15 protein-coding genes are annotated in these 21,854 nt (G+C 70.6%); 6 read left to right on the forward strand and 9 right to left on the reverse strand.

Annotated elements, in window-relative coordinates; genetic code table 11:
* Window positions 1-4 precede the first annotated feature (4 nt).
* Window positions 5-1,072 (reverse strand): uroporphyrinogen decarboxylase, encoded by a 1,068-nt coding sequence (gene hemE / locus ACWD4G_RS14985; protein ID WP_451293241.1) that lies wholly within the window; start codon window positions 1,070-1,072, stop codon window positions 5-7.
* A 186-nt stretch (window positions 1,073-1,258) separates the two neighbouring features.
* Here hemE and ACWD4G_RS14990 point away from each other — a divergent pair, with 186 nt between their 5' ends.
* The 5 genes from ACWD4G_RS14990 to ACWD4G_RS15010 all read left to right on the forward strand — a co-directional run bounded on the left by ACWD4G_RS14990 (window position 1,259) and on the right by ACWD4G_RS15010 (window position 8,131).
* A complete protein-coding gene (locus ACWD4G_RS14990) occupies window positions 1,259-1,930 on the forward strand; it encodes a DUF3000 domain-containing protein (RefSeq protein ID WP_451293243.1) in 672 nt (223 codons plus the stop codon).
* Window positions 1,931-2,272: 342 nt separating this feature from the next.
* Window positions 2,273-2,929, forward strand: coding sequence for a LuxR C-terminal-related transcriptional regulator (locus ACWD4G_RS14995; RefSeq protein ID WP_451293245.1), 657 nt, complete (start codon window positions 2,273-2,275; stop codon window positions 2,927-2,929).
* 205 nt (window positions 2,930-3,134) lie between these two features.
* Window positions 3,135-4,436: an HRDC domain-containing protein gene (locus ACWD4G_RS15000; RefSeq protein ID WP_451293247.1), complete on the forward strand. Its 1,302-nt coding sequence runs from the start codon at window positions 3,135-3,137 to the stop codon at window positions 4,434-4,436.
* Window positions 4,437-4,787: 351 nt separating this feature from the next.
* On the forward strand, window positions 4,788-6,005 hold the full coding sequence (locus ACWD4G_RS15005) for a thiolase family protein (protein ID WP_451293249.1): 1,218 nt from the start codon (window positions 4,788-4,790) through the stop codon (window positions 6,003-6,005).
* Window positions 6,002-8,131: a 3-hydroxyacyl-CoA dehydrogenase NAD-binding domain-containing protein gene (locus ACWD4G_RS15010; RefSeq protein WP_451293251.1), complete on the forward strand. Its 2,130-nt coding sequence runs from the start codon at window positions 6,002-6,004 to the stop codon at window positions 8,129-8,131. The genes ACWD4G_RS15005 and ACWD4G_RS15010 overlap by 4 nt, the downstream gene beginning before the upstream one ends.
* A 74-nt stretch (window positions 8,132-8,205) precedes the next feature.
* On the opposite strand, the gene ACWD4G_RS15015 is transcribed toward ACWD4G_RS15010, so the two are convergent.
* The 6 genes from ACWD4G_RS15015 to ACWD4G_RS15040 all read right to left on the reverse strand — a co-directional run bounded on the left by ACWD4G_RS15015 (window position 8,206) and on the right by ACWD4G_RS15040 (window position 17,792).
* Complete coding sequence (locus tag ACWD4G_RS15015; RefSeq protein ID WP_451293253.1) at window positions 8,206-9,141, reverse strand: endonuclease/exonuclease/phosphatase family protein; 936 nt, start codon at window positions 9,139-9,141, stop codon at window positions 8,206-8,208.
* Window positions 9,131-10,528 (reverse strand): GDSL-type esterase/lipase family protein, encoded by a 1,398-nt coding sequence (locus tag ACWD4G_RS15020; protein WP_451293255.1) that lies wholly within the window; start codon window positions 10,526-10,528, stop codon window positions 9,131-9,133. Before ACWD4G_RS15020 ends, ACWD4G_RS15015 begins: the two co-directional genes overlap by 11 nt.
* 13 nt (window positions 10,529-10,541) lie before the next feature.
* Window positions 10,542-12,638, reverse strand: coding sequence for a glycosyltransferase family 4 protein (locus ACWD4G_RS15025; RefSeq protein ID WP_451293257.1), 2,097 nt, complete (start codon window positions 12,636-12,638; stop codon window positions 10,542-10,544).
* Window positions 12,635-14,398: a stealth family protein gene (locus tag ACWD4G_RS15030; protein WP_451293259.1), complete on the reverse strand. Its 1,764-nt coding sequence runs from the start codon at window positions 14,396-14,398 to the stop codon at window positions 12,635-12,637. Before ACWD4G_RS15030 ends, ACWD4G_RS15025 begins: the two co-directional genes overlap by 4 nt.
* Window positions 14,395-16,056 carry a sugar phosphotransferase gene (locus ACWD4G_RS15035; protein WP_451293261.1) on the reverse strand — a complete coding sequence of 554 codons (1,662 nt, stop codon included), beginning with the start codon at window positions 16,054-16,056 and terminating at the stop codon, window positions 14,395-14,397. Before ACWD4G_RS15035 ends, ACWD4G_RS15030 begins: the two co-directional genes overlap by 4 nt.
* 101 nt (window positions 16,057-16,157) lie before the next feature.
* A complete protein-coding gene (locus ACWD4G_RS15040) occupies window positions 16,158-17,792 on the reverse strand; it encodes a stealth family protein (RefSeq protein WP_451293263.1) in 1,635 nt (544 codons plus the stop codon).
* A 489-nt stretch (window positions 17,793-18,281) separates the two neighbouring features.
* Here ACWD4G_RS15040 and ACWD4G_RS15045 point away from each other — a divergent pair, with 489 nt between their 5' ends.
* Window positions 18,282-19,382 (forward strand): LCP family protein, encoded by a 1,101-nt coding sequence (locus tag ACWD4G_RS15045; RefSeq protein WP_451293265.1) that lies wholly within the window; start codon window positions 18,282-18,284, stop codon window positions 19,380-19,382.
* Window positions 19,383-19,574: 192 nt separating this feature from the next.
* Here ACWD4G_RS15045 and ACWD4G_RS15050 read toward each other — a convergent pair whose 3' ends face one another.
* The gene (locus tag ACWD4G_RS15050; protein WP_451293267.1) at window positions 19,575-20,696 is read right to left on the reverse strand and encodes a hypothetical protein; all 1,122 of its coding nucleotides are present in this window, start codon (window positions 20,694-20,696) and stop codon (window positions 19,575-19,577) included.
* Window positions 20,697-20,796: 100 nt separating this feature from the next.
* Window positions 20,797-21,828: a nucleotidyl transferase AbiEii/AbiGii toxin family protein gene (locus ACWD4G_RS15055; RefSeq protein ID WP_451293269.1), complete on the reverse strand. Its 1,032-nt coding sequence runs from the start codon at window positions 21,826-21,828 to the stop codon at window positions 20,797-20,799.
* Window positions 21,829-21,854: the final 26 nt, after the last annotated feature.

The raw sequence follows: 21,854 nt of genomic DNA on the forward strand, positions 1-21,854 counted from the left end.
GAACTCAGCGCGCGGTCTGTGTGTGGACGTACTCCACGAGCCGGGTCAGGGCGTCCGGGTCGGTGCTGGGCATGACGCCGTGGCCGAGGTTGAAGACATGGCCCTCAAGGCCGGCGGCCGAGTCGAGGACCTCACGGGTCTTGGCCTCGACGGCCTCGGTGCCGGCGAACAGGACGGTCGGGTCGAGGTTGCCCTGGAGCGCCTTGCCGGGGCCGACGCGGCGGGCGGCCTCGTCGAGGGGGACACGCCAGTCGACGCCCACGACATCCGCGCCGGCCTCGCCCATCAGGCCCAGCAACTCACCGGTGCCGACACCGAAGTGGATGCGCGGGACCCCGTACGACTCCACCGCCCGGAAGACCTTCGCGGAGGCGGGGAGCACCGAGCGGCGGTAGTCCGCAGGGGAGAGGGCGCCGGCCCAGGAGTCGAACAGCTGGATGGCACTGGCGCCCGCCTCGATCTGCACCTTGAGGAAGGCTGCGGTGATCTCCGCGAGCCGGTCCAGCAGCTCGGCCCACAGCTCGGGGTCGCCGTACATCATCGCCTTGGCGTTCTCGTACGTCCGCGACGGGCCGCCCTCGACGAGATAGCTGGCGAGGGTGAAGGGGGCCCCGGCGAAGCCGATGAGCGGGGTCGCGCCGAGTTCGGCGGTGAGCAGCTTGATCGCCTCGGTGACGTACGAGACGTCGTCCGGGGTCAGATCGCGGAGCTGGGCGAGGTCGGCGCGGGTGCGGATGGGGTGCTCGACGACCGGGCCGACGCCGGGCTTGATGTCGAGGTCGATGCCGATGGCCTTGAGGGGGACGACGATGTCGCTGAAGTAGATCGCCGCGTCCACGTGGTGCCGACGGATCGGCTGGAGGGTGATCTCCGTGACCAGCTCGGGCCGCATGCACGACTCCAGCATGGGGATGCCCTCGCGCACCTTGAGGTACTCCGGCAGCGAACGCCCGGCCTGCCGCATGAACCACACCGGGGTGTGCGGCACGGGTTCCCGCCGACACGCCTTCAGGAAGGCGGAGTTGTACGTGGCGGTCAGCTGGTGGCCCGAGGGGCTGGCGTTGGCACTCACAGGGCAAAGTCTCGCACGGTCGGCTGACCGTCTCGGCCGGGGCTGTGGACAACCGGAAACCATATGTTTCCGGCCACCGCCGAGGGTCACCGACGGGGCCCGCGTTCGCTGAGCGCGATGCGACAGTGACCCAGCGCACGGGTGTCTTGCCCTGCGCCGAGGCCCGGTTCCCCTTAATGTTCCGGCATGGCTGCGGCTCAGGGACGACTGTCGGACGGCGCTGGCGGAATGGACGACGCGAAGGAGGGGGAGCGCGATGCGGTGGAGACGGCGCCGTTGCCGTTCCGCACCGCCGTCGACGCGCTGAGGGCCTCGCGGCTGCGGCCGGAGATCGAGATCGAGCAGGTACGACCGCCGCAGCGGCTCGCCCCGTACGCGTACGCGTTGGAGGCGGCCGTGGTCGAGGGCGACGAGGATCTGGCCGACGGCCGTCTCGTCCTGCTGCACGACCCCGCCGGACACGACGCCTGGCAGGGGGCCTTCCGGCTGGTGACGCTGGTCCGGGCGGAGTTGGAGCCCGAGATGGCGGCGGACCCCCTGCTGCCGGAGGTGTGCTGGTCCTGGCTGACCGGGGCGCTGCAGTCCCGTGGGCTGTCGTACGGCGAGGCGAGCGGGACGGTGACACGGGCGGGCTCGCACTACTTCGGGGGGCTGGCGAACCGGCCGGCCGTCTCGCAGATCGAGATCCGCGCGTCCTGGACGCCGAGGGAGATGCTGGGCGGGGTGCCGGACACGGCGGCGCATCTGGCGTCGTGGTGCGATCTGCTCGCGCAGGTGGCCGGGTTGCCGCCCACCGCGGACCCCGGGGACGCCGCGGTCGTCACACTGCCGCAGCGGCGGGGGCCGCAGTCCCGCTGATCGACCTGGCCGACCGAAGGACCGTTCGCCGCCCGGCGAGCGGTCCTTCTTCGTGTTGACGTCACCTTGATCCTCGGTGGGGACGCCACGCCGATCGAAACCATCACTTTGTCGATACGGCCACTTTCGGCCGCGTATCGACATGCTGCGACACCGTTCGATCTTTGGATGATCGAAGATGTGTCCGAATTGCACGTATTGTTACTCACCAAATCGTGATCATTCTCTAAAGGAGCATGGGTTTGGTGCCGAAGACCTCTGTGACCTTGAAAGCACGGTTCGTCCCGGCTTCAACCCCACGAGCCCAGCGAGCCGGCCCCCGTCCCGCACCCAGGAGGCCTGGTGTCCGTTCTCCTCGAGCAGCCCGCAAGCCTGGTCGCCTACCGTCCGAACAAGCCGACCGCGATGGTTGTTGTGGCCGACCCCCGTGTCCGGTCGACCGTCACACGCCATCTGTGGGCCCTCGGGGTCCGCGATGTCATCGAGGCCTCGTCCATCGCCGAGGCCCGTCCCCGCGTCGGCAACCCCCGTGACATCTGCGTCGCCGATGTCCATCTGCCGGACGGCTCCGGCCTGACCCTCCTCTCCGAGACCCGCGCGGCGGGCTGGCCCAACGGCCTCGCCCTCTCCGCCGCCGACGACATCGGCGCCGTACGCAACGCCCTCGCGGGCGGCGTCAAGGGATACGTCGTCACCGGTACGCGCACCAACATCGGACTGCCCACCCGTCCCGGCGCCGCGCCCATCGGTGCCGCCCGTATGCACCGCCGCCCCCCGGGTGCCCCGAGCCACCCGGGCGGCTACCGGGAGCTGTCGGGCCGTGAGGTCGAGGTGCTGCGACTGGTCGCGGAGGGCCAGTCGAACAAGGCGATCGGCGTCTCCATGGGCCTGTCCGCCCTCACCGTCAAGAGCCACCTCGCCCGGATCGCCCGCAAGCTCGGCACGGGCGACCGCGCCGGGATGGTGGCGGTGGCCCTGCGCACCGGGATCATCCACTAGGCATGGAACACCGCGCGTCCCCGGCGGACGGGGCGCGGTGAGCGAAGCGGGAGGGGCCGGGATCGCCCGTCGGTGCCCGGCCCCTCCCGGTTCGTCGGAAAGTTTCACTGACACGTGTGATACGTGTCTGGTTTACGACCCTCGAAGGCCCGTCGGCGGAACGTTCCGTCGGCGGGCCATGTCCATACACGGATACCCTTGACAGGTGACCGACGCCCAAGAGACCGCAGCAGACAGCCCACTGCGAACCACCGGAGGCGCCCCTCCGGACGATGGCGGATCTTCTGAAGCGGGGGCGCCGATCCCTCTGCTGGAGCCACGGGACGGCATCCCGGCGGTGATCGCCGACGAGGAGTCGCTCGCCCGGGTGGTCGCCGCGTTCGCGGCCGGCTCCGGCCCCGTCGCCGTCGACGCCGAGCGGGCGTCCGGGTACCGCTACGGTCAGCGCGCCTATCTCGTCCAGTTGCGTCGTGCGGGCGCGGGCACCGCGCTCGTCGACCCCATCGCCTGCCCCGATCTCTCCGGGCTCGGCGAGGCGCTGTCGGGGGTGGAGTGGGTCCTCCACGCGGCCACCCAGGATCTGCCCTGTCTGCGCGAGATAGACATGGTCCCCACCCGCATCTTCGACACCGAACTGGCCGGGCGCCTCGCCGGGTTTCCCCGTGTCGGGCTCGGCGCGATGGTCGAGAGCGTCCTCGGCTACGTCCTGGAGAAGGGGCACTCCGCCGTCGACTGGTCCACCCGGCCGCTGCCCGAGCCGTGGTTGCGCTATGCCGCGCTCGACGTGGAGCTTCTCGTCGATCTGCGGGACGCGCTGGAGAAGGAGCTGGACCGGCAGGGGAAGCTGGAGTGGGCGCTGCAGGAGTTCGAGGCGATCGCTGCCGCGCCGCCGGCCGAGCCGCGCAAGGACCCGTGGCGTCGTACGTCCGGGATGCACAAGGTGCGCCGGCGCCGGCAGATGGCGGTCGTGAAGGAGCTGTGGGAGGCCCGCGACCGGATCGCCCAGCGGCGGGATGTGTCGCCGGGCAAGGTGCTCAGCGACGCGGCGATCGTCGAGGCGGCGCTCGCTCTGCCGGGCAATGTGCACGCGCTGGCCGCGTTGAACGGGTACGGGCATCGGATGGGGCGGCGGCAGCTGGAGCAGTGGCAGGCCGCCGTGGAGCGGGCCAAGGCGCTGCCGGACGCGGCCCTTCCCGCGCATGGGCAGCCGGTGACCGGGCCGCCGCCGCCGAAGGCATGGGCCGACAAGGACCCCGCCGCCGCGGCGCGGCTGTCGGCCGCGCGGGCCGCGGTGTCGGCGCTCGCCGAGCAGGTGAACATGCCTCAGGAGAACGTGATCACGCCGGATACGGTGCGGCGTATTTGCTGGGAGCCGCCGCAAGGGGTTGATGCCGAGAGCGTGGGCGCTGCGCTGGCTGGGCATGGGGCTCGGGCTTGGCAGGTGGAGTTGGTTACGCCGGTGTTGGTAGGGGCGTTGGCTGCCGCCGCCAAGGTGAAGGGTGTTTAGGGCGCCTTGTCGCCGTAGGGGGTTTTGAAATTGTGGCGAGTGCGGGTGAGTTGTGGCTGGTCGCGCAGTTCCCCGCGCCCCTAAATGGGGCGGTGCTGCCGTCCTCGGCGTCTACGAGAACGCGGCGGAGCTACTGATCAGCCCAACTCGCCCCCTTCTGAAAACAACTCGGCGAAGCCGCTGCTCAACGCTGCCCTCGTGCCCTGGGCCGATTCATGTAACCGGCGGTAACATGGGGGTGTCGTGTGACGTTCGCCGCTCCATCCCTCAGGGGTGTGCAGCGCTGTTACTCGTAAGTAGCATGGGGATGAGCAAGCGCTCAGCGTCCCGCACCTCTGGAGGAGAGCCATCGTGCCTCGTACCGTCAGGGACGTCGTCTTCGTCGACGGCGTCCGTACCCCGTTCGGCAAGGCGGGCCCGAAGGGCATCTACCACGAGACCCGCGCCGACGACCTCGTCGTGAAGGCGATCCGGGAGCTGCTGCGCCGCAACCCCGGTCTGGAGCCGGCCAAGATCGACGAGGTCGCCGTCGCCGCGACCACACAGATCGGCGACCAGGGGCTCACCATCGGCCGTACGGCCGGCATCCTCGCCGGTCTGCCGCAGTCGGTGCCGGGCTACTCGATCGACCGTATGTGTGCCGGCGCCCTGACCGCCGTCACCACGGTCGCCGGTTCCGTCGCGTTCGGCGCGTACGACGTGGCCATCGCCGGTGGTGTGGAGCACATGGGCCGCCACCCGATGGGCGAGGGCGTGGACCCGAACCCCCGGTTCGTCAGCGAGAAGCTGGTCGACGAGTCGGCCCTTTTCATGGGCATGACCGCCGAGAACCTGCACGACCGCTACCCGACGATCACCAAGCAGCGCGCCGACGAGTACGCCGTGCGCTCGCAGGAGAAGGCCGCCAAGGCGTACGCCAACGGCAAGATCCAGCAGGACCTGGTGCCGATCTCTGTTCGGCGGACCAACCCTGAGGGCGGGGAGACCGGTTGGGGGCTCGTCACCGCCGATGAGCCGATGCGTCCGGGTACGACCATCGAGAACCTCGCCGGGCTGAAGACTCCGTTCCGTGTGCACGGGCGGGTCACCGCCGGTAACGCGGCCGGGCTCAACGACGGCGCCACCGCCTCGATCATCGCCTCCGAGGACTTCGCCCGCGCGAACGACCTCCCGGTGAAGATGCGCCTCGTCGCGTACTCCTTCGCGGGTGTCGAGCCGGAGGTCATGGGCTACGGTCCGATCCCGGCCACCGAGAAGGCGCTCGCCCAGGCGGGGCTGTCCATCGACGACATCGGCCTGTTCGAGATCAACGAGGCCTTCGCCGTCCAGGTGCTCGCCTTCCTGGAGCACTACGGCATCGCCGACGACGACGCCCGCGTCAACCAGTACGGCGGCGCCATCGCCTTCGGTCACCCGCTGGCCTCCTCCGGTGTGCGTCTGATGACGCAGTTGGCCCGCCAGTTCGAGGAGCAGCCGAACGTCCGCTACGGCCTGACGACCATGTGCGTCGGCTTCGGCATGGGCGCGACCGTCATCTGGGAGAACCCGCACTTCGAGGGGGACAAGTGAGCACCACCACCGAGCTTCTGAAGCAGGCCTCGGAGCTGTTCCCGGACGAGGTCGTGACGAGCGCGCACGTACGCCACCTCGACCTGCCGTTCGGCGCGGGCCGTTTCGCGCTGATCACCCTCGACAACGGCTTCGACCACACCAAGCCGACCACCTTCGGCCCGGCCTCGCTGGCGAACCTCAACACCGCCCTCGACCAGGTCGAGAAGGAGGCCGCGGCCGGCGAGATCGTCGGTGTCGGCATCACCGGCAAGCCGTTCATCTTCGCGGTCGGCGCCGACCTCAAGGGCGTGGAGATCCTCAAGGAGTACGACCACGCGCTCGCCATCGGCAAGGGCGGCCACGAGGTCTTCAAGCGCCTCGGCGGGCTCAACGTCCCGACCTTCGCGTACTACAACGGTGCCGCGATGGGCGGCGGTGTCGAGGTCGGGCTGCACTGCGAGTACCGGACCGTCAGCAAGGCGCTGCCCGCCTTCTCCCTCCCCGAGGTGTTCCTCGGGCTGGTCCCCGGCTGGGGCGGCTGCACGATCCTGCCGAACCTGATCGGCGCCGACAAGGCCGTCCAGGTCATCGTCGAGAACAGCCTCAACCAGAACAAGCAGCTCAAGGGCCAGCAGGTCTACGACCTCGGTATCGCCGACGCGATCTTCGAGGGCGCCGACTTCCTGGAGCAGTCGCTCATCTGGACGGCCCAGGTCGTCAAGGGTGACGTCGAGGTCGAGCGGCCCGTCATCGACCGCGGTGAGGGCTGGGACCAGGCCGTCGCCAAGGGCCGGTTCATCGCGGACGGCAAGGTGCAAGGGGCGGCCCCGGCCGCGTACCGGGCGCTGGACATCATCGCCGCCGCGAAGAACGGCGACCTCCAGCAGGGCTACGACGCCGAGGACGTCGCCCTCGCCGACCTGATCATGGGTGGCGAACTGCGCGCCGGTATCTACGCGTTCAACCTGGTGCAGAAGCGCGGCAAGCGCCCGGCCGGTGCGCCGGACAAGTCGCTGGCCCGTCCGGTCACCAAGGTGGGGGTCGTGGGCGCGGGCCTCATGGCCTCGCAGCTCGCGCTGCTGTTCCTGCGCCGCCTCGAAGTGCCGGTCGTGCTGACCGACATCGACCAGGAGCGCGTCGACAAGGGTGTGGGCTATGTCCACGCCGAGATCGACAAGCTGCTGCTCAAGGGCCGGATCAACCAGGACAAGGCCAACCGTCTGAAGGCCCTGGTCACCGGTGTGCTGGACAAGGCCGAGGGCTTCGCCGACGCGGACTTCGTCATCGAAGCCGTGTTCGAGGAGATCGGCGTCAAGCAGCAGGTGTTCGCGGAGGTCGAGGCGGTCGCCCCGGCGCACGCGATCCTCGCCACCAACACCTCGTCCCTCTCGGTCACCGAGATGGCGTCGAAGCTGAAGAACCCCGAGCGGGTCGTGGGCTTCCACTTCTTCAACCCGGTCGCGATCCTGCCGCTCCTTGAGATCGTCCGGGGCGAGGCGACGGACGACGCCTCGCTGGCCACGGCCTTCGCCGTCGCCAAGAAGCTGAAGAAGACCGCGGTTCTGGTGAAGGACGCCCCGGCGTTCGTCGTGAACCGCATCCTCACCCGCTTCATGGGCGAGATCCAGAACGTCATCGACGAGGGCACCCCGGTCGACGTGGCGGAGGAGGCGGTCGAGCCGCTGGGTCTGCCGATGTCGCCGCTGGTCCTGCTGGAGCTGGTCGGCCCGGCCATCGGTCTGCATGTCTCCGAGACCCTCAACCGCGCCTTCCCGGACCGCTTCAAGGTCTCCCCCAACCTCAAGGCGGTGGTCGAGGCCGGCAAGCGCGGCTTCTACGTCTACGACAGCGGGAAGCCGGAGCTGGACCCCGAGGTCGCCGCGCTGCTGAAGCAGGGCGACTCCGTCCTGGACGGCGAGCAGGTCCGCGCCCGCGTCCTCGACGCCGTCGCCCAGGAGATCGGGCTGATGCTCGACGAGGGTGTCGTCGCCGAGGCCCAGGACATCGACCTCTGCCTGATCACCGGCGCCGGCTGGCCCTTCCACCTGGGCGGCATCACGCCGTACCTGGACCGCGAGGGCGTTTCCGAGCGCGTCAACGGCAAGAAGTTCCTGGAGCCCGGGGTGGCTTCGGTTCCGGCGTGACAGTCGTACAGGTGTACGGCCTGATGGCCTTGCGGCCGTGAGGAGGGCCTTCGCTTTCGGGCGGGGCCCTCTTCTCATGCGTACGGTGCGACCTGGTTGAGGGTGAACCGCCCCGTCAGCAGCGCGTGGTCGGACTCGGGGTGCATAGCCGCGTCTCCATCCTCGGCCGTGAAGTGGTGTCGGTCGGCGAAGATGTAGTCGATCTTCCGGCCGTCGGCGGTGGGTTCCTGGTCGGCTTCGTCGGCCTCCACGAAACCCTCGGTGAGGTGGGCGAGCGCGAGGGCGGTCGGGGGCAGGTTCAGGTCTCCGGCGACGATCATCGGGGTGTCGTACGGGAAGCGGTTGGTGTCCGCCAACCAGGCCCGGATCTCGCGCAGTTGGCCGGGGGCCTTCGCATTGGTGTGGGCCGTGCACGCGATGAGGGGGCGGTCCTCGAACCGGGTGTCGGCGCACAGCAGTCCCCGGTGGACCTCGACCGTGCGGCCGCCGTTGGTGTAGGTCTCCCCCGCCGTGTCCGTGAAGCGGAGGTACGTCTGCCGGTCGTCGGGGACGTTCTCCCGGCTGAGCACGGCGGAGCCGAAGCGGCCGGTGGTGCTATTGCCGCCGCCGCAGGCCGGGACATTGTCCTGGGAGGAGGCGTAGGTGCCGTCCATCCGCCAGTCGGCCTCGGCGAGTTGCCGCTTGAGTTCGGCGTACTGGGTCAGACAGATCTCGTTGACGGTGACGATGTCCGCCTCGAAGCGCGACGCCTCCTCCACGAGACGGGCGATCGAGGTGCCCGGGCCCGAACCACCGGCGTTCCACGGGCACGCGGCCGCCGCGCCGCACAGGTTGTAGTGGACGACGCGGAGTTCACGGTCGCGCGGCTCCACTATGCTTTCCACGCCTCCCCGGCCCTCGTCCGGCAGTGCGACCAGCACCAGTGCCACCCCGAGGAGCACTCCCAGCAACACCGTCAGCACGATCGCCGCGGCGCCGCCCGGAAGTGCTCCCCGGCGCCTACCAGTCACCCGCGAACGGCCGGTGCTCGCAGACCGCGTCGCCGCACTCGTGGCGGGAGGCGCCGAGCATCCTGATCGGGCTGTTCTCCGGGATGCCGACCACCTTGAACGTCAGCGGGGTCGCCGGGGACTCGGTGGCGCCGAAGAGGGCGACGGCCTCGATGGTGTGGGTGCCGGGGCGCCAGGGGTGGGCGTGGGTGAAGGACCACTCCCCGTTGTCGTTGACGCCGGTGGCGCCGATGAGGATGCCGCGTTCGAGGAGGACGACCTTGGTGACCCCTCGCGCCACCTTGCCGGCGAAACGGGGGCGCGGACCGGCGAAGGCGCCCTCGGCGGGTGCGGTGATCAGCGGGGCCGGGACCTCGGTCTGGACGGTGAAGCGCTGTTCCAGCACGGGTGTGCAGCCGTCGGCGCGCAGGCCCACGACATGGACGACATGGTCGCCGCCGGTCCAGTTCACCGAGCGGCGCCAGATCCACTGGCCGGTGCTGCCGATGGCAGTGCCGCCGAGGTACTGGCCGTTCTCGAAGAACAGCAGGTAGTCCGTGCCGGGCGCGGCGGCGCCGGTGAACTTCACCATCGGGCCGGAGAGCCCGCCCATGGCCGGCTTGGAGACGACGGGGGCCTCGCCACTGCGCTGGGCGTAGTGCAGCGCCGACTCCGGGGCCTGGATGGTGAACTCGCCCGAGATCGCGGGCATCGTCGGCGGTTCCATCAGCGCCTGGACGTTCACCTCGGACTTGTCCAGCACCCCCAGGTGGCACAGCCCGGCGACCACGATACGGGCCACCTCGAAGGCGCCGGTGTGGCTGAGATGGGTGGAGTCGATGCTGCCGTCGGGGTGGAGGGGGTGCTCGCCCGCGTCGACCCAGCAGAAGTACTGGCGCAGGCGCATCGGGCCGATCTCGGCCCACAGTTCCGTCGTACGGCTGGTCAGGTCGACCAGTGGGGCGCCGAGTTCGCCCGCGACCTCGGTCATGGCGCGCGGGTAGTCGCCGATGGTGTTGAGGACCTCGCCGGTGGCGGCGAAGGCGTACCGGGCCATGGGGGTGACCAGGACGGGTACGCCGCCCTCCTGGTGGACGTGGGCGACGAAGAGGCGGAGGAGTTCCTTGTACTCGGGGATGGGTACGTACCGCGTGCCGTTGTGGATCATGTGGTCCACGCAGCCGAAGCCGATGAGGACGATGTCACCGCGCTTCATCCGGTTGAGCATCGCCGGGAAGCGCTCGGTGAAGTACTTGCGGGTGGTCATGGCGCTGCGGGCGTAGTTGGCGACCTCGACGGGGCCGACCAGCAGCTCCTCGATCTTCTGGCCCCAGCCCGCCATGGGCGCTTCGTCGTCGGTGCGCGGGGCGGGGACGGAGTCCCCGAGTACGAATATCGTCCGGTTCATTGGTCAACTGGTCCTAGCGATCGACGACGTTCATGGCCATGGCGCCCGAGGCCGAGCAGTACGGCCGTACCCACACCGGGCGGGCCGGGTGGATCACGGCGTACTCGGAGGGTTCGTCGCCCACCAGCGGCACGGGTGGGTAGGCGTACGCGCCCTTGACGTCGGGGAAGTCCTCCAGCAGATGACAGACGCGGATCTTGCTCCGGTCCGCCGGGTCGGGCTGGAGCCACCAGTCCCAGTCCTCCCAGCGCTCCAGGCGGTGGTCGACGACCCGGCGTACGGGCGCCTCGGCCCGGAAGCGGCGGCTGCCCAGCAGCTGGACGGGCACGGTGAAGTTGGCCGAGTGGCGGCCGCGTCGGCTGACGACGAAGAGCGCGCCCGGCCGCAGCAGCCGTTTGCCGCACAGCACGCCTTCGATCGCGATCCCGGTGTCGGTGACCTCCACGCGCACGCACTCGGCGTGGTCCTGGCGGAGCACGGTACGGAGCATGAGGCGGCCGTTGGGTTGCGCGTAGGGGAGGTTCCAGCCGACCGAGCCGGTCGGGGGGCGGGCGATCAGCCGGTCGCGGGCGTCGATGAGGGCGCGGGTGTCGCGGATGCCGGCCTTCATATGGACGGCGCCGGTCTTGGGGGCACGCATGGTGACCTGCCAGCGGCCGTCGCCGAGTTCGTCGAGCGCGCCGGGGGTGATGGCGGCCGTGTAGCGGGTGCCGCCGTTGTCGAGGGGCTTGCGTACGGTGCGCAGCGGGAGGTCGGGGAGGCGGTCGCCGTCGGAGGGCTTGTGGCGGAGCACGAACTGCCAGCGGTGGCGGCCCTCGCCGGGCCCGTCGGCGGAGAACCGCAGCCAGCCCGCGTCGTCCGCCGTCACATCCACGGTGGCCGCGCCCAGCGAGGTCGGGGGGACGACGGCGGGGGCCGCGTCGGCCTTCCGGGACCCGGCGGGCGCCTTGTACCCCTTGGCCCTGGCCGCGCGACGGCGGGCCCCGGCCTCGAACAGCTCGATGTAGCGGGCGGCGACGGCGGATGGGTCGTACCGGGAGGCGTTGCGCAGGGCGGCGGTGCCCATGGCCTGGCGCAGGGCGTCGTCGGCCATCAGGCGCCGTAGCCCCCAGGCGATGGCGTCGACGTCGCCGTTGGTCACGAGGAGGCCGTCCTCGCCGTCGGACAGGATCTCGCGGGGGCCCACCGGGCAGTCGGTGGAGACCACCGGGAGCCCGCAGCGCATGGCCTCGACCAGGGTCATGCCGAAGGACTCGGCGCTGGACGTGACCGCCGCGATCGAGCCCTTGGCCCACTCCGACTCGATCGGTGAGAAGCCGCCCATGAGCAACGCCCGGCCCGCGAGGCCCAGTTCGGTGATCAGGGCGCGGAGTTTGCCGGCCTCGCCGCCGTCGCCGTAGATGCGCAGCTGCCAGTCGGGGAACTCCTCGGCGAGCATGCCGAAGGCGCGGATCAGCAGGTCGTACCGCTTGATGTGGTGCATCCGCCCGGCGCTGACGACGACCTTGTGGGTGCAGTCGGAGGGCGGTACGACGGGCTGGGGCACGCTGTTGGGGATGCCGACGACTTCGAGGCCCGGGATCGGCGTGTTCTCCATGAAGGAGCGGGCGTCGGCCTCGGTGACCGTGGTGATGCCGTCGAGGCGCGGGTAGACGCGGGCCATCTCGGCGCGGACGGCGGGCGGGATGGCCAGGTGGGTCATGTGCTCCTGGGCCACGCGCAGGGCGCCGTCGCGGGTGTGGGCGGCGACGAAGAGGTTGAGGCTGGGCCGGGTGCCGACGACGACATCGGCGTCCGTCTTCCTCAGCTCACGGATGATGCGCTGGTCGGTGAAGCGGCTGTACTGCGCGTAGAACTCCTCCTGCCGCGGCACCACTTCGCTGGGCTCGTCGCTCCCGGCGGCCCCCCGGTCGCTCGACCCGGGCCGCAGGTCCACGAGCGCACGCACGGTCACCCTCGGCGAGATCTCGAACTTGGTGGCCGTCGTCCGCCGGAAGACCGACACGATCTCCACCTCGTGCCGGCCGGCGAGGGCCTCGGCGAGGTTGATGACCGTGCGGTTGGTGCCCCCGATGCCGTAGATGTTGTTGATCAGGAAGGAGATCTTCACCGGACCTCACGCTCCTTCCGCTCGAAGGGACTGGGCACGGGGTAGTAGGCGTCCAGGAAGCGGCGCAGCATCGCCGTCTGGCGGTCGACGTCATAGCCGTCGGAGAGGGTGTCGTTGATGCAGAACGCCTGCCGGTCACGGCGGGCCAGCAGGATGCCGAGCCGCCGCTGGATCTCGGGTCTGGCCAGGTCGAGATAGGCGAAGCCGATGTCGGACGGGACGGCGCGGCCGGTGAAGTAGGCGTAGTAGTGGTACAGCGACGACGGGATCGAGATGTCGTCGGCGCTGCGGAACCGGCTGTGCGAGGTCGCCCGGTGCGCGTCGGCGAAGTCCCGCTCGATCTCCGCGAGGACGCTGCGGCGCAGGGCGTACGGGGCGTGCCGGATCTTCTGCACGATGGCCGAGCCGAAGTTGTCCAGCAGCAGCCGGCGGTTGTTCTTGCCGGCCGCGTCGACCGGGCGGTCCCCGAGGGTGCGCTCCCAGCGGGGGACCTGGGAGGGCGAGAGGAACGTACGGGTCATGCCGTTGGACAGGAAGAACGTCTGCGGGGTGACGGGGCCGCCCAGGAACATGTCGTCGTTGAAGTAGAGGAAGTGCTCGGCGAGGCCGGGGATGTGGTGCAGTCGGCTCTCGATGGCGTGGGAGTTGAAGGTGGGCAGGGCGCTCGGGTCGTCGAAGATCTCGGAGTGGTCGACGACGGTGATGCGGGGGTGCCGGTCGACGAGCCAGGACGGGCGCTGCCGGTCGGTGACGACGTAGATGTGGCGGACCCAGGGGGCGTTCTGCTCCAGTGCGCGCAGCGAGTAGCGCAGTTCGTCGCGGCTGATGTAGCGGGCGGCGTTCGCGGACTCGGTGTGATAGCCGGAGTGCCCGTAGGCGGCCCGCCGGTGCTGCCAGGCGGGGTCGTTGCCGTCGACCCAGGTGTAGACGACGTCGACGGGGAAGCGCACGTCCTCCGGCAGCGGCTCGGCGCAGGGCGCGATGGTGCGCACCGAGCGGGTGCGGCGGGTGTGCAGGGCGGCGAAGCCGGTGAGCCGGCTGACGGGGACGGTGACGCGGGGCTCGGTGACGGAGACGTCCTCGGTGACCCGGTTGGGGCGGGGCGCGACCAGGCGGCCCTCCTCCGGACGCCAGAACTCGATGTCGCAGCCGTGCTCCAGGCCCAGCACCAGCGAACCCGCCGGGTCGCTCCACACCATGCCGACCCGCAGCACCCGGGCGTCCCCCGCGATGCGCCGCCCGGCCTTGGAGCCGCACAGCGCGGTACGGCCGACGGCGGCCTCGCCCCGGCAGGCGCTGACGTAGACGGGCCCGCTGTCGGAGCAGCGGTCCAGGACCTCGCGGACGCGGTCCCGGTCGGTCTCGGCGATGGCGAGGCAGGAGCGGAAGTCGGACTCGCCGCGGATCGCGAAGTAGTCGACGCCCGCCTGCTCCAGCAGGGTCACCACCAGTTCGAGGTTGGCCTCGCGCAGCCCGAGCGGTGACACCGTGGGCCGTACGAGGGCGATCCGCTCCCCGCGTCCGGCGAGCGCGGCGAGCCGCTCGCCCTCGCCGAACAGCTGCGGCCAGCGGCGACGGGCGCGGGCCGTGCGCAGCAGCCGGGAGCCCAGGGTGAACGACTGGAGGTGGCGCAGGAGTCCCTTGAGCGACATGCGCAGACGCAGCGGTACACGGCGTGCGATACGGCGGCGCAGGCCCGTGGGGACAAGGCTGCGATACGCCCCGACCAGGGCGGATGCCTCGGGGTTTCCTACGCTCACGACTGTTCGTCCGAACGTCTGTCCGACCGTCCGCCCGACCCCTTGTCCGACCGCTCGTCCGCCCTCTCGGCGTCCGGCTGCTCGAAGACGCTGGGCACGGGGTAGTAGCGGCGCAGGAAGTTCAGGACGGCCTCGGTGCCGCGCCCGCCGAGGGCCCTCGGGGCGCCCAGTCCGACGAACTGGAACTGCTGGCTGTCCCTGCGGACCAGCAGCCGCTCCAGATGGTTCGCGACACCGGGGTGTGCCGCGTGCAGTACGACGGTGGCCTCACCGGAGGGGTCGGCGAGCCCGGAGACCGTGCCGAAGTGGTGGAGCAGCCCGTCCATGGGGTGCGTGCCGAAGACGGCGGGGGCCGACTGCGTGTCCACCGGGGGCACGGGCGCGGTGCCCGACTCGGCGAGTCGCGCGAAGATCTCGCAGCTGTACGGCTGCGGGCCCTCCGCCCAGCCGTGCGCGGTGACCCGCCCGGTCGCCGCGTAGGCGGCCCGCGTCCAGGGCGCGAAGGACTCCTGCGCCGACCACGGGCCGCGGCGGGGCCGGGTCACTCCGTGCGGGGTGAAGTAGTCGAACGCCCGGACGGGCCGGCCGAGCAGAGCCCCCGGTCGCAGCAGCAGGAAGTGGTCGGCGACGTCGGGCAGTTGATGCAGCCGCCATTCCGCCCCCGGACGGGCGGGGACGACGCTGAGCCGCTCGTCCGCCCGGAGCCAGGCCGGTACGGGGGCCTGCGCGACCACATGGACGACATCGACCCAGGGCGCGTACTGATGCAGCGACCGCAGCGCGGCGCGCAGCAACTCCTCGCCCCAGGGCGTGGCGTACTGGTGGAGCAGGACCGCGTCGACCGGGAAGGTGATCTCCTCCAGCCTCGCGATGTCGAAGTTCTCCAGCGTGACCGTCGGCTCCATCGCGCCGTCGATGTCGAGGTAGCCGGAGAGCCGGTCGAGGCCGATCTCGATGCCGAGGGCGTCGCTGGGCGCGGCCCGCTGGACCCGGTTGGGGCGGGGGCCGATGACCCGCTCCTGGGGCAGATCGGTGTTGACGGTCCAGAACTCGATCTCGACACCCTGGTCCTCGCCGACCCACAGGTTCTCGGTGGGGTCGGTGCGCAGCCAGGTCAGCCGGATCACCCGGGCCTTGCCGAAGTGCTTCCACGCCTTCACATGGCTGCCGGGAATGTCCTTCGTGTCGCTGTTCGCGGGCGAGACGGACACCACGTAGCCGGTGTGCTCCTCCAACAACGCGCGTAGCGCCCTGCGGACCGCGCCCTTGTCCCGCTGCTCCACGGCGAGGCAGATCCGCCGGTCGTCGAGGGCGGGCACGGCGAACCACGGGATGTCGGCGGCGTCGAGGGCGTGGGTGACGAGGTTGTGGTCGAGGCGCCGGGCGAGGTCGACGGTCAGCCCGGAGTGGACGTGACCGATCCGGCCGTCGTGCGCCTTGGTCCGGCGCTCGGAGTGCCCGAACTCCGTCTTGCGCACCCGCCGCAGGGCACGCCGGTGCAGCCGGGCCTCGCGGCGGCCGAGGGCGGCGGCGAGCGAGCGCTTGACCTTGCGGCGCACCCGGCCGGGAACGGTGGTCGCGGCGACCGTACGCACCGGCTGGGGGACGAGGCGCTTGTAGACGTGGGCCGCGGAGCTCAACGACGTCGGGTCCGACACGTCATGAACTCCGTTTCATCTCTTGTAGGGGCCATTGATCGGGTGGGAGAGCCGCTCTTCGGTCGACCGCTCTTCGGTCGAGCGGCCCTGGTGGGGACCGTTCATCGCTCGTACGGGCTCGGGGTGGGGAAGTACGCGTTGAGGAAGCCGTCCAGCAGCTCCTGCTGGGCCTCGATGTCCTCCGGTGTGGAGAAGGCGTCGTTGAGGCAGAAGGTGTCCTGGTTCCTGCCGTCGAGCAGCCGTTGCAGCCGGTCGGCGAGGTCGGGCACCGCGAGCTGCAGATAGGTGAAGGGCATCGAGCCGGGCTGTCCGCGCCCGGTGAGCGCCGCGTAGTAGAGCGCGAAAGAAGACGTCGGCGAGAGGTCCGTCATCGCGCGGAAGCGACTGGCCGACGTACGCGCCCACGCCTCGGGGAAGTCCCGCTCGGCCTCCTCCATCGCCGAGCGGCGCAGGGCGTAGGGGATGTGCTCCATGGGCTGGGTGATGACCTTGCCGAATCGATCCAGCAGAAGGGCGCGGTTGTTCTTGCAGGCCGCGTCGACCGGGGTGTCGGTCTCGACGACCGGGCCCTGCGGGATGCGGTTGCGGGAGGGGAAGTAGCGGGCGGTGCCGGTCGGGGTGAAGAAGGCGTGCGGGGCGACCGGGCGGCCCATGAACATGTCGTCGTTGAAGTACAGGAAGTGCTCGGCGAGGCCCTCGATGTGGTGGAGCTGGCTCTCGATCGAGTGGGAGTTGAACGTCGGCAGGTCGGCCGGGTTGTGGAAGATCTCGCGGTGGGTGGCGATGCGCATCCCGGGGAGGTCCTCGCGCAGCCAGTCGGGGACCTGGTCGTCGGTGACGATGTAGATGTTGCGAATCCAGGGCGCGAACAGATGCAGCGACCGCACCGAGTAGCGCAGTTCGTCCCGGCTGATGAAGCGGGCGTCGCTCGCCGACTCCGCGTGGTACACCTCACCCTTGGCCTGCGCCTTGCGCCGCTGCCAGGCGGGGTCGTTGCCGTCGACCCAGGTGTAGACGGCGTCGACGGGGAAGTCGATGTCGTCGGCGCAGTTGACCAGGAACTCCGGCCGGGTGGCCAGCGCGGGCGCGAGGGCTTGCGGGGTCCAGTCCGACACGAACCGGCTGAAGAGCCTGGCGGCGCCGTAGACGTTCACGCCGTTCGCGCCGACCGCCCAGGTGGCCCGGTTGGCGCGGGGCGCGACCAGATGGTCGCCGTGCGGCTGCCAGAACTCGACGGCGCACCCGTACTCGTGGCCGAGCAGCAGATGCCGGCCGGGGTCGGTGCGGTACCAGCTGACCTGGAGCACCCGTGCCGTGTTGACCCCGCGCCAGGCCTTGGGGTCGCGGGAGGAGACGGGGCGGGCGGGCCGGGGCGCGTCCGGGTCGATCACGCTGAGGTGGCCGGGGTACTGGCCGAGGCCCCGGAAGACCGCGCCGAGGACCCGCTCGCGGTCCTGTTCGGCGACGGCGACGACGGTGCCGTGGTCGGAGGTGCCGCGTACGGCGAAGTACGGGACGCCGGCGGAGTCCAGGAGGGAGGTGAGCGCGTTGCGGTTGGCCTCGCGGGCCGCCAGCGGGGTCAGCTCGGGCTCGACGTACACGTCTCCGCGCTCGGCGGCGACCGCGGGGTTGGGCGTGTGGCCGGATTGCGGCGGTGCGACGACCGTGGAGGCCGGTCGGGGATGGCTGGAACCGCCCACAGCCCGTTGGACGGGGGGCTCGGACACGGTTGTCATGCGCGCTGCCCCTCACGGGCCGAACCAATCAGCGCCACAGCCAACCCCTCTTCCTTCCCGCCACGGCAGGACGCCGATGACGGGAGAGCCCCCGTACTGGTCACTCGCCTTCGTGCCCCCCGGCTCGAACCGTGACCACTTGCTCACCGACGACCTTGTCGGCTTTCTTCACATAAAAACTTTAACCTTGCACAGGTCTGGCACATCATCACGAGGTAATCGGCCAACTGTCAACAGCAGGCAAAAATGACAGAAAACACATAGCGAGTGTCATCGCCAACGAACTCCCGGTAACGGGCGAATGAACCAGGCGCCTCCGAACCCCTCCGGGGCTCGGTCTATAGTTCGGACACATTGCGACTTCTCGAACACTCGGGGCAGTCGCGCGGGCCCGGACCTCTCCCCCCACTCGTGCCCTCCCCAGTCGTACTCCCGGTATCGGGTCGTACTCCCGACACCGAGCCACGCAACGAGAGGACACCGAGGCGCATGACGCACGCCCTGACGGAGCCGGAACAGACCCCGAGATCCAGGCGTGCGCCGTCGAGCCGCCGGGCGAAGCCGGAGCGGGGGCGCCGGGTGTGGCGCTGGGTGCTGCTGGGTCTCGTCGTGGTCCTGCTGGCCGCCGGGGGCACCGGCTACTGGCTCTACAGCGATCTGAACGGCAACATCGACGGCGTCGACCTCGACAAGGCGATCGGCGACGACCGCCCCGAGAAGCTGCCGACCTCCGGTCAGAACATCCTGGTCCTCGGCTCCGACTCGCGCTCCGGCGCCAACGCCGACCTCGGCACCGGCAATGTCTCCGGCGCCCGCTCCGACACCGCGCTGGTGATGCACATACCCGAGGGCCGCACCGAGGCCGTCGCGATCAGCATCCCCCGCGACACCCTGGTGACCCGGCCCGAATGCACCAAGGCGGACGGCACCACGCTCGCCTCCGCCAAGCGTGTGATGTTCAACTCGGTCTACTCGGCGGCGGGCCCGGCCTGCGTCGTCAAGACCGTGGAGCAGATGTCCGGGGTCCGCATGGACCACTTCATGGAGATCGACTTCGCCGGCTTCAAGGGCCTGGTCGACGCGATCGGCGGCGTGACCGTCACCGTCGACGAGGCCATCCACGACGAGTCCAGCGGCCTCGACCTCGAAGCGGGCACCCACAGACTCGACGGCACCCAGTCCCTGGCCTTCGTCCGCACCCGGCACGGCGTCGGCGACGGCAGCGACCTAGGCCGTATCGGCCTCCAGCAGCAGTTCATGATCGCCCTGCTGAGCGAGATCAAGAAGCAGGACCTGCTGGGCAGCCCGACCAAGGCCTACAAGATCGCCGACAGCCTCACGGAGTCCCTCACCACCGACTCCGACCTCGACTCCCTCACCGCACTCGCCGACTTCGCCCAGAGCATGAACGGCGTCGACCCCGCCACCATGGAAACGATCATGCTCCCGGTCGAGTACGACAAGACCGACCCGAACCGGGTGGTGGCGGCGGAGCCGCAGGCGAGCACCCTGTGGAAGGCCCTACGCCAGGACAAGGAAATCCCGGAATCGGCGAAGAAGTCCCCGGCAACGGGGGGCACGACGGGCTGACGGGTGGCGGACATCTGTGTGGGGCGCGCTCGGGCAAGGGGGGCGCGCCTCGCGTCGTCGGGTCCAGGGGCGCCTCGTAGCCGCCGGGCACATTCAAGGGGCGCGGGGAACTGCGCGACCAGCCACGTATTACCCGCACCCGCCATCCCACCTCACATGGCAGACGCGTAAGCGAACAGTACGCAACCGCCGTCAAACCCGAACCGAAGGCGTCAACGCCAACCCACCCTCGTCATTCTGCCGAGCCACGTACAACCCCCCATCCCCCCCGATCACCCCGAGCACCACCCGCCCGTACCCATCCGCAACGAGCGCGGGGGCGCCAAGCCCCCGCTCCCCGGTCGGCGACCACCAGAGCCCCGCCTGCTCGTTCTCCGTACCGCACGCGGCCAGCATGACCTGCCCCTCAAGGTCCCGATGGGCCAGCACCGTGCAGTCGTACCCGTCCAACGGCACCCGCAGCACCGCGACGGGGTCCTCCGCCGGCGCTCCGCCGAGCGGAATCACCCAGCCCCCCGGCCGATGGGCGACAAGACCTCCGGTCGCCGGGTCGGCCCAGTAGTACGTGGCCCGGCCGGGCGCCGTCTCCAGCCCCACCACACTGCCGCCGACCACCGCGACCGGAATGGTGGGCGCCTGACGGAAGTCCGCACCGGGCTTGTCCTGGGTCCAGCGCATGACGAGGTTCTGGCCGCCGACCATCGCCTCGACATGGCCGGAGGCATGGCTGACCACGGCCATGGGTTCCTGCGCCAGGCTGCCCTTGAGGTCGGTCCACGGCCCCCACTTGCCGCTGGGCAGTTCCCGGCGGAGCATCACACCGCCACCGGCGTTGCGCGCGAAGACATGGACGGTGCCGTCCGCGCTGACCCCGCCGGTCGGCACCCCGAGGCGCGCGGCCTTCACCGCGTCCTTGTGCGGGTTGCCCAGCGAACGCCACTCACTGACCGGCCTGCCGGTCTGGTACTGGATGGCGTGCACGATGTCCACGGCGGGCGGGCCGTCGCCCTTGGGGATCTCCCGCCGGCCGAGGAAGTGCACATAGGTGTCGGCGCCCTGGACGATGTGGAGGTGGGTCAGATGGGGCGCGGGGAAGACCTCCGGCCCGGTCCACTGCTCACCCCCGGCCCGGGTCTGCGTCCAGCGCAGCAGACCCTCGCCGCCGCGCGCGTACGCCGTGAGCCTGCCGTCCTTGCCGAGGACGAGCCAGGAACCGGCGAGCGTCGAGACGGCCGAGTGCCGCTCGCCCCCGCCGTTCACCGAGGTGTTGGCCGCCGCCTTCTGGGCAGCGACGCGCCCGGATCTGGTCCCCATGACGTGACCTGCCCTTTCCATGATGCTCGGCGCGGCTCTCCGGCCGCCTTCTCGCACATGTACGCGGAAGGCCGAGCGCGTACATCATAGGGTGAACGTTTTACCAACCCCGAGTGACGGCGGGTGCGAGAGCCGTGGTGAGGCGCTGGAGCCAGTCCTTCGCGGTTCCCCGCACCGTGTGATGATCGGCACGGAACGCCGTCCAGTCCGCTTCGTCGCACCGGACCGCGTCCAGGCTGAAGCCGTCCGGTGCGGTACCCGAGAGGGAGCCGCGGACCACCTTCCGCAGGAGTCGCGGTGAGAGCCGGGTGCGGCTGTCCTCCGCCAGCAGGACGGCGTCGTACAGGTCCTTGCACCGGGGTCCGTCGTCGGACGCGGCGTCGGCGTACAGCCACAGCAGTTTCCAGGCCAGGGACAGTTCCCGGCTCGCCGTCCGTACGACCGACGGTGCGCCGCCGTCCGCGCGGGGCACCAGGTTCCACACCGGGGGATGCGGAAGCCTCTCGTCCAGGGCGAAGTCGAGCTGGACCTCGCCGCCGGGCCCTCCCTCGACCCGCCAGGGGATGAGCATCCGGACCCCGCCGGCTCCGTCCCCTCCGGTTTCGTCCCCGCCGTAGGAGTACCCCCAGCCGCGGTCCTGGCGGGCGGCGTCCGGATCGAGGACCACTCCCGGTGCCACCTCCGGCCGCCTGCGCACCAGTTCGAGCAGTTCGTCGTACGAGGGCATGGAGTCCGCCGGATCGGGTTCGCTGTCCCAGCGCAGCCCGTCCGGGGGAGTACGCGGTCGCAGCCCTCTTGTCTCGCACTCCTCCTCGGCGTCGGACCAGATCTCGTACCGGGCCGCGCCGTCGAGGGCTTCGGGCCAGTGCTGGACGAGGTCGACGCGGTCCACGTAGGGGTAGGGCTGGAGCGGATCGACGGGGGTGTTCAGTTCCGGTACGACCACGAAATCCAGGTCGGCGGGGTCACGTGCCCGGCTCCCGGCCCACGCGGGCATGACCATGCTCCCGCGCAGGACCAGGGTCTCGCTCCACGGGGCCCCGGCGATGAGTCCCAGCACATGGTCGAGTGCGGCACGGCGCGCGCCTTCGGTCGCCCCTCCCCCGAAATCCCCCACTGCCGCCCTCGTCATCGATCATGTGTCGCAATCAGGACTGT

It is taken from the genome of Streptomyces sp. NPDC002643, from assembly GCF_053592555.1.

What these genes read in the sequence shown, in the direction of transcription:
- ACWD4G_RS15040 (WP_451293263.1), bottom strand. Translation starts at nt 17,792, where the DNA reads ATGACAACCGTGTCCGAGCCCCCCGTCCAACGGGCTGTGGGCGGTTCC.
- ACWD4G_RS14990 (WP_451293243.1), top strand. Translation starts at nt 1,259, where the DNA reads ATGGCTGCGGCTCAGGGACGACTGTCGGACGGCGCTGGCGGAATGGAC.
- ACWD4G_RS15045 (WP_451293265.1), top strand. Translation starts at nt 18,282, where the DNA reads ATGACGCACGCCCTGACGGAGCCGGAACAGACCCCGAGATCCAGGCGT.
- ACWD4G_RS15050 (WP_451293267.1), bottom strand. Translation starts at nt 20,696, where the DNA reads ATGGGGACCAGATCCGGGCGCGTCGCTGCCCAGAAGGCGGCGGCCAAC.
- ACWD4G_RS15055 (WP_451293269.1), bottom strand. Translation starts at nt 21,828, where the DNA reads ATGACGAGGGCGGCAGTGGGGGATTTCGGGGGAGGGGCGACCGAAGGC.
- ACWD4G_RS15020 (WP_451293255.1), bottom strand. Translation starts at nt 10,528, where the DNA reads ATGAACCGGACGATATTCGTACTCGGGGACTCCGTCCCCGCCCCGCGC.